The following is a 15,093-nucleotide window of genomic DNA, read 5'->3' on the forward strand; positions in this document are numbered from 1 at the left end:
GGGCGTCACTGCCAGTCGACGACGATGCGGTTCAGTGGATTGTCGAGAGCGAAGAGGCCGGGGCGCTGCTCGATGGCAGGGGCGTCGAGGGGCTGGATCTCGAACGTGGCCTCACGGCGGCGGTATTCGCGGTCCCAGGTGCGGATGGCATCGGCGACCTTCACTGCAAGCTCGTCGCTGCCGGGGCCGTGGCCGATGACGCCGAACTCCCAGAGTTTGCCGCCCTCGGGCGTCCTCTTGTCCGACAGGCGCCGGGCGAGGTAGGTGACAGCACCCTTGTCGACGACCGCTGTCGACGAGGGGTAGGGGTCCTCGGTGAGCAGAGTGCCCTTGGCGTTCTGGGGGAACAGCATCCGGACGAGGCCGGAGGGAAGAGAACAGGTGACGAACAGTTCCATCCACTCCGGCGACTCCATGGCGCGGACCGTCATGCCGGTCCACTCCTCGGTGCGCGGCTGGTCAAGTACGCCTGCGAGGGCATCGGCATCGATGTTCTGCCCTGCAGGGGTCTGAAGCCGGACGGTGCCGTCGGCGCTGAGCGGGATGACGCGGCGGTCGTCGTCGGCGATGCCTCGCCGCAGCGGCATGAAGGTGTTCATCTCGCTGCCGAGAGACACCCAACGGCCGTCGCGCTGCTCGTAGGCGATGGACCGGGAGACGGTGCCCTTCAGGCGCTGGGGGACGAGGAGCCGGCCGCCGGGGGCGAGCTGTTGCATCCAGGCGTGCGGTACGCCGTGCGCGCCCACGGTGGCGATGATCCGGTCGTACGGCGCTCCTTCGGCGTAGCCGAGAGCCCCGTCGCGGGTCACGGCCTCGGCGTTGGTGAAACCGGCTGCGGCCAGGTGTGCGCGAGCGCCCTCCACAAGGTCGTCGTCGACATCGAGGGTGGTCACGTGCCCGCTCTCCCCGACCAGGTGGGCGAGGAGAGCGGCGTTGTAGCCGGTGCCGGCGCCGAGTTCGAGGATGCGTTCGCCGGGCTGGGCGTCGAGCTGGTCCAGCATGAGGGCGACGACGCCCGGTTGGGAGGCGCAGGAGATGGACGTGCCGTCGGTGTCGTACTTGATGTGCACCGGTGCGTTGGCGTAGGCGTCTTCGAGCGACGCCCCGGGCACGAACACGTGGCGGGGCACGGTCCGCAACGCGGTCTCGACGGCAGGCGTGCGGGCGTGTCCGTCCACGCGGAGCTGGTCGACCAGGGCGTTGCGGAGGCGCTCGGCGTCCGCCGTGGGGGTCGTGATCGTGTCGGTGTTCACCGCGCTGACGCTATCGGCGTCGGCCGTTGCCTCGGTGGGCGATGCGGTGTGGTCACTCGTTCCCATGACTACCTCTCGTGCGATGTGGGACAGGGCGCTCTGGTCGTCCCGGAGAAGACCGGCGCGGTTGGCGTGGAAGATCACGTGGTGGGCGATGACGGCTCGCAGGCCGCGGGTGAGGGCGCCGCGTCCTGCGAGGTCGGCGAGCGTGGCGCCGGTCCGTTCGAAGGCGGTGACCCACTCGCCATGCCTGTGCAGCGGACCGTCCGGGCGGCAGAGGCTGAGAGCGTTGGCGGTCATCAACTTCTGCATGGACGAGATCAGTTGGGCGGATCGTTCGGGCCGTAGAGAGGTGGTGGCCGGACGGAGGGCGGCGGTCTTCGCCCATACGTCGCCCTGCTCGAACCAGTCGAGTCCGGCGCCGCGCATCATGGCGCTCGCCAGCAGGACGGCAGTCTCCTTGCGCCCCAGATGCTCCTGGCTTGGCTGGTAGATGAGTAGGTGGTGGGAGTCGCGGTGGAACAGGTCGTGGGCAGCGTCCATGGCCTCCCGGCCGCCGAAGGCGTCCACCTCGGGCTCGTAGATGTTGGGGGGGCACGACGTGGCCACGCCGTCGCTGACGAGTTCGCTCAGCAGTGACTCGATGACCGGCGAGGGCTCGGCGGCGCGGTACCGCAGGGGCCAGGGCTGCTTGTTCATGAACCACCAGCCGGCGAGCTGCCCCTTCGTCTCGGCCGTGAGCAGGGCGGGGCCGAGACGTTCGATGATGGCGCGCTGGGCGCTCTCGCGGTCGATGAAGGTGATGTTGTGCTGCTGCCAGTGGTCGAGGGACATGAGGGTCCTTGGGTCAGTGGATCAAGCGATGAGAAAGCAGGCGTCCCAAGCGGTGCGGGGCGGTGCAGTGGTGCTGGGCGCGATGACGGCCAGGGCGATACCGGCCGCGCCGTCGAGGAGGCCAGGACCTCGCACCCCGTCCTGCATGAGCGTCGTGGCGGCGTATGCCGGGTCGGCGCCCGGCGGATGGACTGCGGCCAAGAGTGCCGGGATCGTGGCGCGGAGCTGTCCGACGGTAGAGGGGTGGGCGTCGTCCGCCGCACGGGCGGCGACGTGGGCGAGGCCGGCGAAGCCGTGGCACAGGGCGTTGTCCGTCGTGGCCTTGAGCTGAAACGGGTCGGTGATCGCGGCCACGAGCGCGTTCTCGGCGTCGACCTGACGGCGGGTGTCACCGAGGGCGAGCGCGGCGAGTTGCTGGGCGCGGGCGAGGCCAGCGGTGCCGTAGCACCATGACGGCCGCCGCGGCGCGGATGGGGTCAGGTGGCCGGTCCGCAGCTCGTCCCGGGTGACCCAATACGGCCACGCCGGGCCTCGGCCGGCGTCCTGTCGCCATCGGTCCAGCCACACCAAAATCCGGCCCAGTGCGTCATCGTGGCCGCCAACGAAGGTGCCCTGTCTGGCGGCGAGCGCCAGCAGCGCAAGCAAGCCGCCGATACCGTGTGCCATGCCGTTGTTGGCGTGTCCGCCTCGGAAACGGTCGTCTAGTCGGCCCGAGGGCCCCATGGCCGTCCACCAGCCGGGCAAGTTCCCGCCGTCGTGGGTGATCGGTTCGGTGAGGGATACGCAGTAGTCGAGTACGGCACGCAAGGTGGCGCTGCCAGGGTTGCGGCGCAGGAGGTAGGAGCCGTAACCACTCAGGCCGCGAATGGTGTCGAACTCCGCGAGCGCTGGGAGGAGACCGGCATCAATGCGCCGGTGTGCGGCTTCGACGCGGCGGCTCACGTCGTCAGCCATGTGTCGGTCGAGGGTGTCAAGCGCGCGCTGGTAGGCGCCAGGCAGGTGATCGGCGGCGCAGGCCAGAGCGTGCGCGAAGGCGGGCGCCCCATAGAAGGGGTGGCTGTCGGGGCCGCTGGTGAACGGTTCGCGGGACGCGGCAGCGAGCCAGTCGTGGGCGCGCCGCCAAGGTCCCAGGCCGGCCGCGGCCCGCTCGATGTGCAGCAGCGCAATGCCGGGCAAGCCGTAGGCAAGGTGCTGCCGATGAGAGGCCGCTGGCCCGAGAGGTGCGCTGTGGGGGTCGGCGAGCTGATCGGCGATGGCATCGGCCAAGTCCAGCGCGGCCTGTGCGGTCACGGTGTCCTCCCCATGGTGCGGGCGGTCCAGGCCAGGGCTGCAGCGCGAGCGAGGTAGTGGCAGACCTCTTCTTCGGGGAAGTTCACTGCGATGTGCCGTACGAAATGGACGTGCAGCAGCGAGGTCAGGACGTCATCGAGCGCGATGCCCTGCGTGTGGGGACCTGGCAGGTGCTGCCGGTAGGCGGCGAGCGCCGCGTCGCGATCGGCCCACGCCGACACGATCGCCGCTCCTCCTGGGGCGGCGCGCAATGCCGCCCAGTCGTCGGCGGGGTCGGACAGACGTACGGCATCGGTGAAGTGCGCGCGCGGTACACGCACGGGCGCTGTGGGCGGGATGTGGGCGATCAGCCAGCGCATCCCAGCTTGAGTGCTGCCGAGGAAAGCGGAAGCGATCGACACAGTGTGTGCGGCCACCAGCGTGCGCTCGTGTGGGCGCCGCGGCTGCGAGAGCTGGGCCAGGATGGCGCGCGAGTCTGCCCGGAACACTTCCTCGGCCGCGTCCCATGCAGCGCCGGAGCCCCAGCGGCCCATCTCCCGGTAGGAGGTGGGGTACCGCAAGTCCGCCACCAGACCGGCGCCGCGCAGCTCGTCGGCCCACGCGCTCACGGTTCGGGCTGTCTCGGCGAACGCCTCCGGCGTGGGTAGCTCGATGCGCAGACGCAGGTGCTGCTCGGGGTCGCGGAAACGGATGAACCACCAGGGCGGGCCACCGAGCCGTTCGAGGAGATCTGGCAAGTGGCGGGAGAGCAGGGTGTCCTGGCGGCGAGCGTCTCCATACAAGGTGGCCAGCAACACCGACGAAGCGGCCGGCGTCTGCATCTGGGCTGGGGAGAGGGTACGAGCCGGCATGGGGGCAGGAAGCGCCGGCCACGCCGGCGGCCGGATCGCCTTGAGCGGCACCACTACCTCGTGGGCGCGACCGTCGCACCAACCGAACTCCCCCTGTTTCGCCGCCTCGACGAGCCGGGCCAGGCCCGCTCGGTCGAGGTGGTGGCGAAGCAGCGTCCGGTGGCCGGCCTGGTCGAGGTCAAGGAAGAGGCGCCGGTCGTCCTCCACGAGGTAGACCCGGCGAGGTAGCCGCCGCCGGGCCCGCCAGTCGGTGAAGGCGGAGTCCCATTCGGCCTGAGGGCGTGCGCGGCCAGGCAGCTCGGGCGCCTCCAGCCGCCAGCGGGCCGGGGCGAGCACCGTGCGCCCGTACCGCAGGCGCGGCAGGAACGGCATCGGCGCCGCGGCACCCCAGTCGAACACGGTGACCTGCGCGCACTGGGCGCGGGACAACTCGCTGAGGAATCGCACCAGCGGCGGAGTGTGTGCATGGAGGTTCAGCGCGTGCATCCCGACGGCCTCGATGCGCTGGCCGCGTTCGGGGGCCGCCAGGTACATGCGGCGGCCGTCGCATCCCACCGCCAGGTCCGCAGGGGTGAGGACATCGTCGGCAGTGGCTCGGTGTTCCTGGAAGCTGATCACGGTGGGCAGGACTCGCGGGGCCCGCGCGACGTGGGCGCTCTCCGCCAGGAGCGGCGGAAAGGAGAGCTGCGCCGCCACGGTGTTACTGTCGGCGGTCGGAAGGTCGGCCAGCTCGGCGGCCAGGACCTCACGGTCGGCGGGGCCCAGGACGCTGAGGAACCGGCCTGTGGAGACGCCGACGCCACGAGACACGCTCACGACCTCCAGCCGGAACCGCCCCTGCTGCAGCTCGCTCACGCTGGCTGCCTGGACCCGCACCCCTACCTCCAGGTGCGACGGCACCCGGGGTTCGTCGGGCCCTGCGTCCAGGGCGTCGATCAGCTCGTCGGTGAGGACCACCTCGTCACGGCCGTCGAGCGCGGCGGCCTGCGCCAGCTGTACCAAGGCGTCATCCCGAGCGGAGAGGCGCGGCCGACGGGCGCCGGGCGGCGTACCCGGGTAGCCCTCGGGGTAGCCAGTACCGCTGTCCGCGACGACTTCCTGGAGCGGCACCATCGTGCCGATGCCGTACCGCTCGTAGAACCGCTGGTGGTACGCGCCCCACGCCGCGGTGCCGTACGGGCGGGCGCTGACGCGGGTCAGGATGACGGCCGCGCGCTCGATCTCGCGGGCGACCGCGTCCGGCAGTACAAGCTGTGCGTCCAGGCGCAGGTCGAGCGCGACGGGGTGGCGGCGCAGGCCCGGCACGAAAGCACTCATCCGCGCTGCGACGCCATCACGCCCGACCGCCGAAGTGCACTCTTCCAGACCGGTCCGGATCGCCCGCAGCTCGCGCACGCTCGCTGCGACCGGAGGGAGGGTATCGGCACTGATCGTGTCGAGCTGGTCGAGCAGATACCCGAGGGCGTCGGTCTCGGTGCTGGGCGCGTGCAGACTCGTGATCAGCACACGGCGCTGGATCAGCTCCACCAGCAGCCGGCGCACCTTCTCCAGCCTGGCCTCGGGGAACTCCGCCCGAAACTTGTCCGCGAGCGCGCCTACCCGGAGCGGCGCCCGCGCCGCGGCAAGGACAGCGCGCACGGGCTCGGTCAAGGCCAAGGACGTTTCAACCGCGCGGGTCCGATCGTTTTGGGCGTCGGAATGAAACGGCACGATGAGCCGGTCGCCGCGGCTCGTCACGGTGTTGTTCACGACCACCGGGAGCCGTTCGAGGAGGTCGGGGCAGGACTCCAGCCTCTCGACGACGGCGGCCAACCACTCTGCGCCTGCATGGCCGACGGCCACGTGCTCCACACCCCAGCGTGCGCCCGCCTGCGGACCGAATTCCGCAACCGTCACACCGGCGAAGAGCCCGAACGGCGTCGGCCGGTGCTGGGAGCGCAGCAGGTAGCGGGCCACGGACAGTGCCGCACTCCGGACGTCTCGCGTTGACGGCTCCTCGGCCCTGCACAGGGTCCGTACCTGCGCGGCCAAGACCGGGCTGGCGTGTTCCAGGGCCTCGGCGAGGTCGCCGTGCGCCCAGACCTCGCGCAGCCAGGCGACACAGCTGGCGGACCCGTTGGGAGAGTGATCGTCGAGGTCCGGGAGCGGAGGACACGCCAGTGTCGGCCGGGCAACGGCTCGCACGAGAGCGGCCGTGCCGGTTCGGAACACTGGGCGCAGATCAGCCACCACTACCTCCGTAGGTGAGGGACGGGCGGCTGGTGCCGTCACACGCGGCGGCACCAGCCCGGAGACACGTGAAGCCTCGGTCAGGCGACGTTGGTGGTGCAGGCGCCGCAGGTGGACCCGCAGTTGTCGTCGGTCAGGTTGACCAGACCCGCGGGGTCGGCGACCTCGACGAGTGATACGTCCAGGTCGAAACTGTCCGGCGTCCTCGGGGTCTGCTGCCTCACATGAGTGCTGCTCGGTACGACGGTGCGACGTGTCATGCCAACTCCTCTGATTGTTGAAATGTGTTGTGCGGTGGTGCCCGCCTCCGGCCATACGGGACAGTCCAGACGGCAGGAGGCGGGAGTCGGGTCAGACGGCAGCCGGACGCCGCTCCATGAAGTAGGCGAGCGCCTGAGCCTTGAGCCGGTCGAGGCACGGCTTGCAGGCGTGGACCGGGGCGTGCTGCCCGTCCCACTGCAGTGGACCGAGCCAAATCACGGGCACTCCGGTGCGCTCGCACCCGAGCCAGCAGTCACCGGTGGCCCAGTGCTCTTGTACGTCGGGGCACTGGGTCATGTCTCGGCTCCGGTCCGCGGTCCAGGGGTGGGCGATCGGCAGGCGGGCCCGCACACCCAGAGCCGGAACAGAAGGTCCCGATGACGTACATCGCCCAAGACCTCACCGCTCGCTCCCAAGGACCGGGCACAGCGTGCGCACTCCATGGCCATCTGCTGGCGGGGACGGAGGCGGGCGACGTCCGGCACGGGCGGGGTCGCTACGGTCGGCTTCACTCGTCGCCTTTCATGAAGAGTTCGGCCCAGACCTCTTTGCACCGTGGGCGCTCGTGCGGGCCGTGCAGGTCATAGCCCCAACGGTCGGCGATGCCGTCGATCAGGAGCAGGCCACGGCCTGACTCGTCGTCTTCCCCGACTGGCCCGAGCACCGGCTTGCGCGATGGCGCCCGGTCCACCACCCCAACGCGCACCCGTGTCGCGCTCGGCCGCCCAATGATCAGGCGGATCGAATCGCACGGGGTGTGCCGGACAGCGTTCGCGATCAGCTCCGAGATGATCAGCGCGGCGACATCGGCAAGGTTGTCGAGGTCCCATACACAGAGGACGTCGCGGACAAGCTTGCGGCCGATCTCGGCCGTGGATGGCTCGCACGGGAAGGTCTGGCTGTAGGCGGGGTGACCGGTGGCGGCAGCCTGAACCGGCTTAATGAGACTCGTCATTGGGGTTGAGCCTTCGCGTCGTCTCGGCGCCCGGCCCACCCCCACGGGGGAACCTCAGGGGCGGGCCGGGCCGTCAACAGCCGCCCGCACGGTGAGGCGTGGCGGGCGACCGACACCAAGACAACTCCCTTCCCGTGGAAGGTGATTAGGGCGATCAGCCGTCGTTACGACGGAAGAACCTAGGGCGATTTGACCTGCGCTTTACCTGGCAGGAAAGGGGACGCGAGCGCTACCGTGCGGACATGGACACCACGCGCAACACTGTTCTTGAGGCGTGGATGGCCGAACACGGCTACAGCTCCAACAGCCTTGCTGACGCTGTGAACAAGGCCTTAGAGGAACTGACCGGGAGACATGGCGGCCTCGACGGTTCATCGGTCCGGGACTGGAAAGCAGGCCGGGTCACATGGCCCAAATCGGCTACCCGCAAGGCACTTGAGGACGTCAGCGGCCTGCCGGCCATCGCTCTAGGGTTCGTGCCACGGGGCCGGACTCCGTCCAGCCCAGCCCCACCGCAGCAGGAGGACCCCGACATGAAGCGCCGTACCCTCGTCGGCGGCATCGCGGCGGCTGCCGCCGCAGCAGCCGCCGCTCCCGGCACCGCATCCCCGCGCCGCATCGGCATGAGCGACGTCAACCGCCTCAACAAGCGCTTCGCCGAGATCATCGCCAGCGACCACCGCCACGGCGGCCAACTCGGCATCGAGCAGCGGGCCGCCGCGCTCGCCGACGAGGCCCTGAATCTCCAGAACGCGGGCAGCGCCAGCCAACGGGTACGCAGCAACCTCTACGCCTCCGCAGCGGCGTTCCGATCCTCCGCGATGTGGGCCGCCATCGACGGCCGGCGCTACGACGTCGCCAAGGCGCACATGCGTGAGGCCCAGGCCCTAGCCGAGATGTCCGGCGATCAGGCGATCAAGTTCCGCATCTGGAGCCACGCGGGCACCATGTACCGTCACATGGGCCGACCGGCGGACGCGTTCGCCGCCAACGATGTCGCTCGCAACCTGCACCTCACCCGCCGAGACCCCCTGTTCGCCTCCCTCGGCCTGGCCCGCCAAGGCGCCATCCACGGCGCGGCCCAGGACCGCACCGGCACCCGCCGCGCCTTCGAGCAGGCCCAGGACGCCATACTGCGCGCCGACCCCGCCGACTACCGGCCGGTGTGGATGCTCGCCTTCTACGACCAGGCCGAACTGGACTCCCTAGCCCTGTCAGCACACTTGGCACTCGGCGACTACTCCACCGCCGAGTACCACGCCCACCGATGCCTGGCCGCCCTCCGGCCCCACATGATCCGCTCCCGGGCCATCACCACCACCCGGCTCGCCCACGCCCAGCTCGCCCAGGGCGCCCCCGACGCCGCCACGGCCACCGCGATGAAGGTCCCCGCCGAAGCCGCCACCCAGCACGCCCGGGTCACGCGCATGCTGCAGGAGTTCGGGGCCGCGCTGCGGGCCACTGCGCCGGGCAGTACCACCGTCCAGACATGGACCGAGCACACCGCCACCTGGAGGATGGCCGCATGACCACGGCACCCGCCATCGAACTGCGCACCTTCACCACCCTCGGCACCGCCCGCGGCGACCTCCTCGACGTGTACGCCGAAGTGCGCGCCCCGCTTCTCCATCTGCCGAACTACGCGGTCACCGCGTTCGGTGAACGCCTGGACCGGCACGGCACGGAGCCGGGGTTCACGGCCGTCCTCGCGTACGCGGACGGGCATCCGGTCGGCTACGCCTACGGCAACACGATCGAGCACGGCGACCGGTACTGGCAGCGCACCAGCCCGACGCCGGCGGAGAAGTACACCGAGCGTCCGGCCGTAGCCTTGAAGGAGATCGGCGTCCGGCCGGCCTGGCGGAAGACCGGCACCGCCCGGCGTATCCACGACGCCCTCCTCGCCACACGTGACGAGCCCTTTGTCACCCTCATGGTCAACCCAGCCGCTGGGGACGGAAAGGTCCACGCGCTCTACAAGTCGTGGGGGTATGAGGACATTGGGCAGAGCCAGCCGTCAGCGGCCTCGCCCGTCCTCACAGTGATGATCCGTGCAAGCCGCAGAACAGCACCGACGGCCCACTGACTTGCAGCGGGCCGACTTGGCTGCCCATAGGTGGTTCGCGACGCGGTGACGGTGACGCCTCTCCGGTCGTGGTGCGACGCCCCTGGCCAGCGGGCAAGCCGTCCCAGTGCGTCTCCTCAATGATGCGGACGCCGCGGCTGACCGCCCCCGGATGGATGGACAGCAGGGTCTCGCCGCTGACAGCAGGGACGGTCGAGTGCAGCATGACCTGGGACTTCGTCGCCCTGACCTCGACCAGCTGGCGCGGGCGGACGAGCTCGATCACCTGCCCATCGGCGACATCGTCTCGGTCGCGCTGGACGAGTGGCTCACCGCTCGCGGCTTCTGACCATCTCGACCGCACGGCACGGGACGGCCGCCCCATTGCGTGGGGGCGGCCGCCCCGTGCCGACTATTCCAATGGCCCAATAGGCGGATAGCTATCCGCCTAGCCAGACCGACCGGAGCAGCTCGCGTGCCTGAGCACTCCCTCTACGCCCGACGACTGCGTGAAATCGCCGACGCGCTCGACGCCGAGTTCCAACCAACCGATGACGCCCTGACGCCCCATCCGGACACTCTCGACGTCATCAGGAACCGCCACACCAAACGCGGACAATTCAACTACGCCGTCCCCGAAACTCTCCAGCTCCAGCGCCGAATCCGCCGATACAACGCCGACACCGGAATACCGCACGGAGACATCGTGGCTCTGGCGGTCGACACTTGGCTCCGGGCAAAGGGCTACCCATCCTGCATGTCCCTGGCCAAGTCAACGTCATAACCGGGCAGCCCAATCAATGCGCCGATTCACCCATCCCTCGGCCCTTTGCGCTGGCCAGGGCACCGGAAGAGCTCTCATTGCCCGGCACCCCACCCCTTATCCGACCGCCAGCCGATCCCTGGGCACACAAACCGTGCCCCCACCGCGGGCAGTCTCCTGCATCCGCCGGTGAAGAGCCTCACCATGAAGCCCCTGATCGGCACGACCACCCTGATCCTGGGAGAAAATTGACCCTTCTTGACCGGGCGTTTGTTGAGGTTCACTGGCTGCGGCCCACCTCAAGCCCTCTCGAAGGAACGAATCGGTATGCGCTTCAACCCGATCCCCGCACCCGCGGCTCGCAAGAGCTCCCGTCTCGTCAGGCTGGCAGCAGCGTCCCTGGCCTCCACGGCGGTACTCATCATTTTCTCGGCGGGTGCCGCGCAGGCGCATCACGGGTTCGACGATTACGACACCCAGCGCCTCTACTACATCTCGGGCACCGTCTCGCAGGTCCGCTGGGGCGAGCCGCACTCCTACTTCACCGTGACTGTCGACGGAGATCTCCCGGCCGACACCCCGGAGCTCGATCTGCCCGAGGGACTGCGGGACGCCCCCGACAGCGGCCCGATCAACGCCGCTCCCTCCTACAGCGGGTCCCACGACGAGCTGGCGGTCACCATCGCGCCGCCGAGCTACACAGGGATGTGGGGCCTGGACCGCGAGCTGGAGGACGGCGAGCGGATCGAAGCCGTCGGTTACGTCGGCAGGAGTCACACCGACGAGTTCCGCCCGGTCGTGTTCTGGTACGAAGAAGGCAGGCCCGTCAACCAGGTCCTCAATGAGGAACTCCCGGCGAAGCCGCTGTCCGTCCCGTATCCGGAGGGCGACTCGGCGGCGTCCCCCGACGCCGATCAGGACTCCCAGTCGACCGCAGCGGACTCCGGCGGCACGTCCCCGACCGCAGTGTGGGCCACGCTCGGTGGTGTACTGGTCGCCACCATCGCAGGCGGAGCCCTCTACCTGCGACGACGCTCGCCCCGGGCGTGACGGCGCGCATCATGGACAGTGTCTTCTCCTGGCTGGAGGACAGCTGGTTCGCCGAGGTCGTCCGTGGCACGGACTATCTCTACCCGATCCTCGAAAGCGTCCACATCATCGGCATCGCCCTCCTCATCGGCCCGGCCGCGGCATTCGATCTCCGGCTGCTGGGACTGGGGCGGGGGGCAATGCGGGTGACAACTGCGGCTCACCACCTGCTCCGCTTGTCCCGCCTCGGCTTCGTGATCGCGGCGGTCACCGGCGTGGCCATGTTCGTGCCCGGCGCCGGCCTCATCGCCGACCGGGGCAGCGCCCCGTGGAAGCTCGGCCTCATCCTGCTCGCGGGACTGAACATCCTGGTCTTCCATCGGCGGACCTACCGAAGCGTGGCCGACTGGGACATGGACCAGCCGACGCCTGTCGCAGCCCGGCTCGCCGCAGTCGTCTCCCTTACGTCCTGGACGGGTGTAACGATCGCGGGGAGGCTCCTGGCCTACACCTGACGCTGTCATATCACCGGGATCGACAACCACTCTCGGTTCATTGCGACCGCCAAGATGGTCGCCGTACCGTCCGGCCGCGCGGTGTGCACCGCCTTAACCGAAGCCGTCTTCGCCTACGGAATGGCACGGGAACTGCTGACTGGCAACGGCAAGCAGTTCACCGGCAAGTGCACCAAGCCGCGTGAACCTGAAGGAAACGAGGTCCCAAAACTCCCTGTAACGCGAATTCCTGGACCATGTCGGTCCGTTCGCCAACCAGACCACGGCCCAGGCCGTCATCGATGCCTGGGCCGTGGTGACAGCTACGCCTGGAACCGCTCCCGGCTGTCGGTCTGAAACTGACGATCACCGTTGGCACCAGGGGGCGCCTGGCGTCATCGGTCGGCAGGCGTACTGCATCTGGTACCGCCGCTACCAGGCGAGGGCATCGAGGGGCTGCACAGTCGCTCCGGGGCGCCCAAGCGCAGCCCGAACGGCATGCGCGTCGAGGTCGTCGGAAGGTTCATCTGTCTCCGGCGGAACCACCGCTTCAGGCCGGAGAAGATCGCGATGCCATTGAGACGTCACGATCAGCAAGTCGGGCGTGTGGCGGATCCTCAGGCGCCTGGACATGGGCCTCCTGCCGGCCCATCAGCGGTACAGGCGGCACAACCGCAGACGGCAGCGGTACGAGAAGCAGTTCCTCGGCCACCGGATGCAGATCGACGTGAAGTTCATCAAGCCTCTCGCCTCCACGCCTGAAGGCCGACGTGGCGGCCGCGACAAGTACTACCAGTTCAAGGCGATCGACGACTGCACTCGGCTGCAGGTGTTGAAGATCTATCTGACGCTCAACCAGGGCACCGCCATCCAGTTCGTCGACTACGTCATTGACTTCAGAAGTGGGAAAGGTTGACGAGAGCCCGACGTTACGACGAGCGGCAAGCACCCGCCGACGCAGGCCTGCCGGGCGGCCGCCCTCACGCGTCGCCTTCCCGCTCCGCTCACCTCCAGGCTTCCGCCACCCGCCCCCGTACGATGTTGGCGGCCGCAGCCGGCCGGTCAGAGCCAGGTTCCCGCGTCTCCCGGCCCGTCGTCCTCACCAACTTCGGGCGCCAGTGGCAGATCGCGCAGACCTTCGCCTCCACGGCACCTGATGCCGCATCAGTGATGTTGAGACATGCGGGTCACGCTACTTCCGGGCATGGTGGGACGGACAGCAGCCACTGAGTCCCTGCTCTCCGGCCCCACATCAAGAATTGCCCGCCACCTTTGTCGGGACCTTCTGCCCGAGACTGTCCTGAGATTCAGGCCAAAGAGGGAGGAATTCTTCCCTCCCTTTCTAGCGACAGACATGCAAGCCTCGTCGATCATGCGGTCGTCGACGCGCTTCGTCGTGCCGCCGGCATCGGCTTTCGTCTCTCAGTCTCAGCTGGGAAGGGGTACCCGTTGAATCAGAATCTTGGACGTAGAGGGTTTCTGGGAATCGCAGGCGCGGGCGTCGTCGGCGCGGCGCTCGGGACAGGCGCCGTCGCACCCGCCGACGCCCTGGCGAGTCCCCGCAGTGATGCCGGCACCCGGCCGGTCGTCGTCGGCACGCGCTCGGGCAGGGTACGCGGCATCGAGCGCAGCGACGGCGTGTTGGTCTGGAAGGGCATGCCGTACGCCGCTCCGCCGACCGGAGCCCGGCGCTACGCCCCGCCGCAGCTGGTGGCGTCGTGGACCGGGGTACGGGACGCGTCCGCGTATGGCCATGCCGCCCCGCAGGTGCCGCTGCTGCCCGGCCTGCCGGAGACCCCGAACCAGAGCGAGGACTGTCTGTACCTCAACGTCTGGTCGCCATCGACCAAGGGGAAACGGCCGGTGATCGTGTGGATCCACGGCGGCGGATTCCTCGCCGGGACGGGCAACGATCCGACCTTCGACGGTGGGAACTACGCCCAGCGCGACTGTGTCGTCGTCACCTTCAACTACCGCCTGGGCGCCTTCGGCAGCCTCTACCAGCCGGACCGCTACGGTTCGGGGAACCTGCGGCTGCTGGACCAGATGGCCGCGCTGCGCTGGGTCCGCGACAACATCGCCGCCTTCGGCGGTGACCCGTGCGCTGTCACCGTCATGGGCGAATCGGCAGGCGCCATGTCCATCGGCGCGCTGCTCGGCACCCCCCGGGCGCGCGGACTGTTCCACCGCGCCATCATCCAGAGCGGCGGCCCCCGCCCCGTCCACACCGCCGAGTTCGCCTCCGCCACCCGGGAAGCGGTCCTGCACTCCCTAGGGCTCGCGGACGCGTCGAGCCTGACGAAGGTGTCGACCGCGGAACTGCTCGACGCCTCGGTGCAGGCCGCGAACGACCCGCAACTGCTGGAGCCGTACGGCCACGTCATCGACGGGCAGGTGCTGCCGCAGCACCCGCTGGGAGCCGTGGGCGGCGACGTCGACCTGCTGATCGGCACCTGCAACATGGAGGCCGAGCCCTTCATGGGCTCGCCTGTCTTCTCCGCCCGTTTCGAGACCCTGGCCCGCCAGGCGACCGGCGAGCACTGGGACCGTCTCCAGAAGGTCTACGACGACACCGCCCTGCCCGGGCACGTCACCCTCAACGACATCCTCAGCGGCTGGTTCGTCGTGATGCCCTCGGTATGGCTGGCCGAGTTCGCTCACCGGGCCGGCGCCAACGTGTGGCAGTACACCTTCGACTACGCCCAGGCCGGTCCCTTCGGGCCCACGCACGGTAGCGACGTCCAGTACACCTTCGGCAACTGGGGCCAGGGCGACTTCAGCGGCGCCGCGCCCGCCGACCTCCCCACTGCCGAGGCGCTGTCCGCGAAGATGGTGGACTCCTTCGCCTCGTTCGCCAAGCACGGAACGCCAGCGACCCGGGCGCTGCCCCACTGGCCGGCCTTCACCCCTCGCGACCGGGCGTGCCTGTCGTTCGACGTGGAGCCGCGTCTGGTGCGCGACCGGCTCGCCGACGCGCGGCGCGAGGCTTGGGACGGGGTTGATCCCTTCGCCGTCTGCTGATATCCGACGCTGGGCGGGAGCCGCCATCGGTTGCGTGACGGCGGCCCC

At 69.5% G+C, this 15,093-nt stretch carries 13 protein-coding genes and 1 pseudogene; 8 read left to right on the forward strand and 6 right to left on the reverse strand.

The annotated features are described in order from the left end of the window. Positions 1 to 5: 5 nt before the first annotated feature. The 6 genes from fxlM to ACZ4SW_RS24685 all read right to left on the reverse strand — a co-directional run bounded on the left by fxlM (position 6) and on the right by ACZ4SW_RS24685 (position 7,673). Positions 6 to 2,087 carry a methyltransferase, FxLD system gene (gene fxlM, locus ACZ4SW_RS24660; RefSeq protein ID WP_468249545.1) on the reverse strand — a complete coding sequence of 694 codons (2,082 nt, stop codon included), beginning with the start codon at positions 2,085 to 2,087 and terminating at the stop codon, positions 6 to 8. 21 nt (positions 2,088 to 2,108) lie between these two features. Then, a complete protein-coding gene (locus tag ACZ4SW_RS24665) occupies positions 2,109 to 3,377 on the reverse strand; it encodes a lanthionine synthetase C family protein (RefSeq protein WP_468249550.1) in 1,269 nt (422 codons plus the stop codon). After that, on the reverse strand, positions 3,374 to 6,319 hold the full coding sequence (locus ACZ4SW_RS24670) for a lantibiotic dehydratase (protein ID WP_468249719.1): 2,946 nt from the start codon (positions 6,317 to 6,319) through the stop codon (positions 3,374 to 3,376). The genes ACZ4SW_RS24665 and ACZ4SW_RS24670 overlap by 4 nt, the downstream gene beginning before the upstream one ends. A gap of 218 nt (positions 6,320 to 6,537) precedes the next feature. Next, the gene (locus ACZ4SW_RS24675; protein ID WP_468249554.1) at positions 6,538 to 6,717 is read right to left on the reverse strand and encodes an FxLD family lanthipeptide; all 180 of its coding nucleotides are present in this window, start codon (positions 6,715 to 6,717) and stop codon (positions 6,538 to 6,540) included. A gap of 91 nt (positions 6,718 to 6,808) precedes the next feature. Further along, positions 6,809 to 6,937, reverse strand: coding sequence for a hypothetical protein (locus ACZ4SW_RS24680; protein WP_468249558.1), 129 nt, complete (start codon positions 6,935 to 6,937; stop codon positions 6,809 to 6,811). Positions 6,938 to 7,226: 289 nt separating this feature from the next. Next, positions 7,227 to 7,673 (reverse strand): ATP-binding protein, encoded by a 447-nt coding sequence (locus ACZ4SW_RS24685; protein ID WP_468249562.1) that lies wholly within the window; start codon positions 7,671 to 7,673, stop codon positions 7,227 to 7,229. A 242-nt stretch (positions 7,674 to 7,915) separates the two neighbouring features. Between ACZ4SW_RS24685 and ACZ4SW_RS24690 the strand changes: the two genes are divergently transcribed. The 8 genes and pseudogenes from ACZ4SW_RS24690 to ACZ4SW_RS24725 all read left to right on the forward strand — a co-directional run bounded on the left by ACZ4SW_RS24690 (position 7,916) and on the right by ACZ4SW_RS24725 (position 15,045). Next, on the forward strand, positions 7,916 to 9,202 hold the full coding sequence (locus ACZ4SW_RS24690; RefSeq protein WP_468249566.1) for an XRE family transcriptional regulator: 1,287 nt from the start codon (positions 7,916 to 7,918) through the stop codon (positions 9,200 to 9,202). Continuing rightward, positions 9,199 to 9,759 carry a GNAT family N-acetyltransferase gene (locus ACZ4SW_RS24695; RefSeq protein ID WP_468249570.1) on the forward strand — a complete coding sequence of 187 codons (561 nt, stop codon included), beginning with the start codon at positions 9,199 to 9,201 and terminating at the stop codon, positions 9,757 to 9,759. Before ACZ4SW_RS24690 ends, ACZ4SW_RS24695 begins: the two co-directional genes overlap by 4 nt. A gap of 196 nt (positions 9,760 to 9,955) precedes the next feature. Then, on the forward strand, positions 9,956 to 10,087 hold the full coding sequence (locus ACZ4SW_RS24700) for a hypothetical protein (protein ID WP_468249574.1): 132 nt from the start codon (positions 9,956 to 9,958) through the stop codon (positions 10,085 to 10,087). 126 nt (positions 10,088 to 10,213) lie between these two features. Continuing rightward, positions 10,214 to 10,522, forward strand: coding sequence for a hypothetical protein (locus ACZ4SW_RS24705; protein ID WP_468249579.1), 309 nt, complete (start codon positions 10,214 to 10,216; stop codon positions 10,520 to 10,522). 306 nt (positions 10,523 to 10,828) lie between these two features. Beyond that, positions 10,829 to 11,551, forward strand: coding sequence for a DUF6152 family protein (locus ACZ4SW_RS24710; RefSeq protein ID WP_468249584.1), 723 nt, complete (start codon positions 10,829 to 10,831; stop codon positions 11,549 to 11,551). Beyond that, positions 11,548 to 12,045: a DUF6644 family protein gene (locus ACZ4SW_RS24715; RefSeq protein WP_468249589.1), complete on the forward strand. Its 498-nt coding sequence runs from the start codon at positions 11,548 to 11,550 to the stop codon at positions 12,043 to 12,045. Before ACZ4SW_RS24710 ends, ACZ4SW_RS24715 begins: the two co-directional genes overlap by 4 nt. A 376-nt stretch (positions 12,046 to 12,421) precedes the next feature. After that, positions 12,422 to 12,916: pseudogene (locus ACZ4SW_RS24720) on the forward strand (helix-turn-helix domain-containing protein); the annotation flags it as partial. Between the two features lie 557 nt (positions 12,917 to 13,473). After that, complete coding sequence (locus ACZ4SW_RS24725; RefSeq protein ID WP_468249593.1) at positions 13,474 to 15,045, forward strand: carboxylesterase/lipase family protein; 1,572 nt, start codon at positions 13,474 to 13,476, stop codon at positions 15,043 to 15,045. The last annotated feature ends 48 nt before the right edge of the window (positions 15,046 to 15,093 follow it).

It is taken from the genome of Streptomyces sp. NPDC028331, assembly GCF_055565775.1.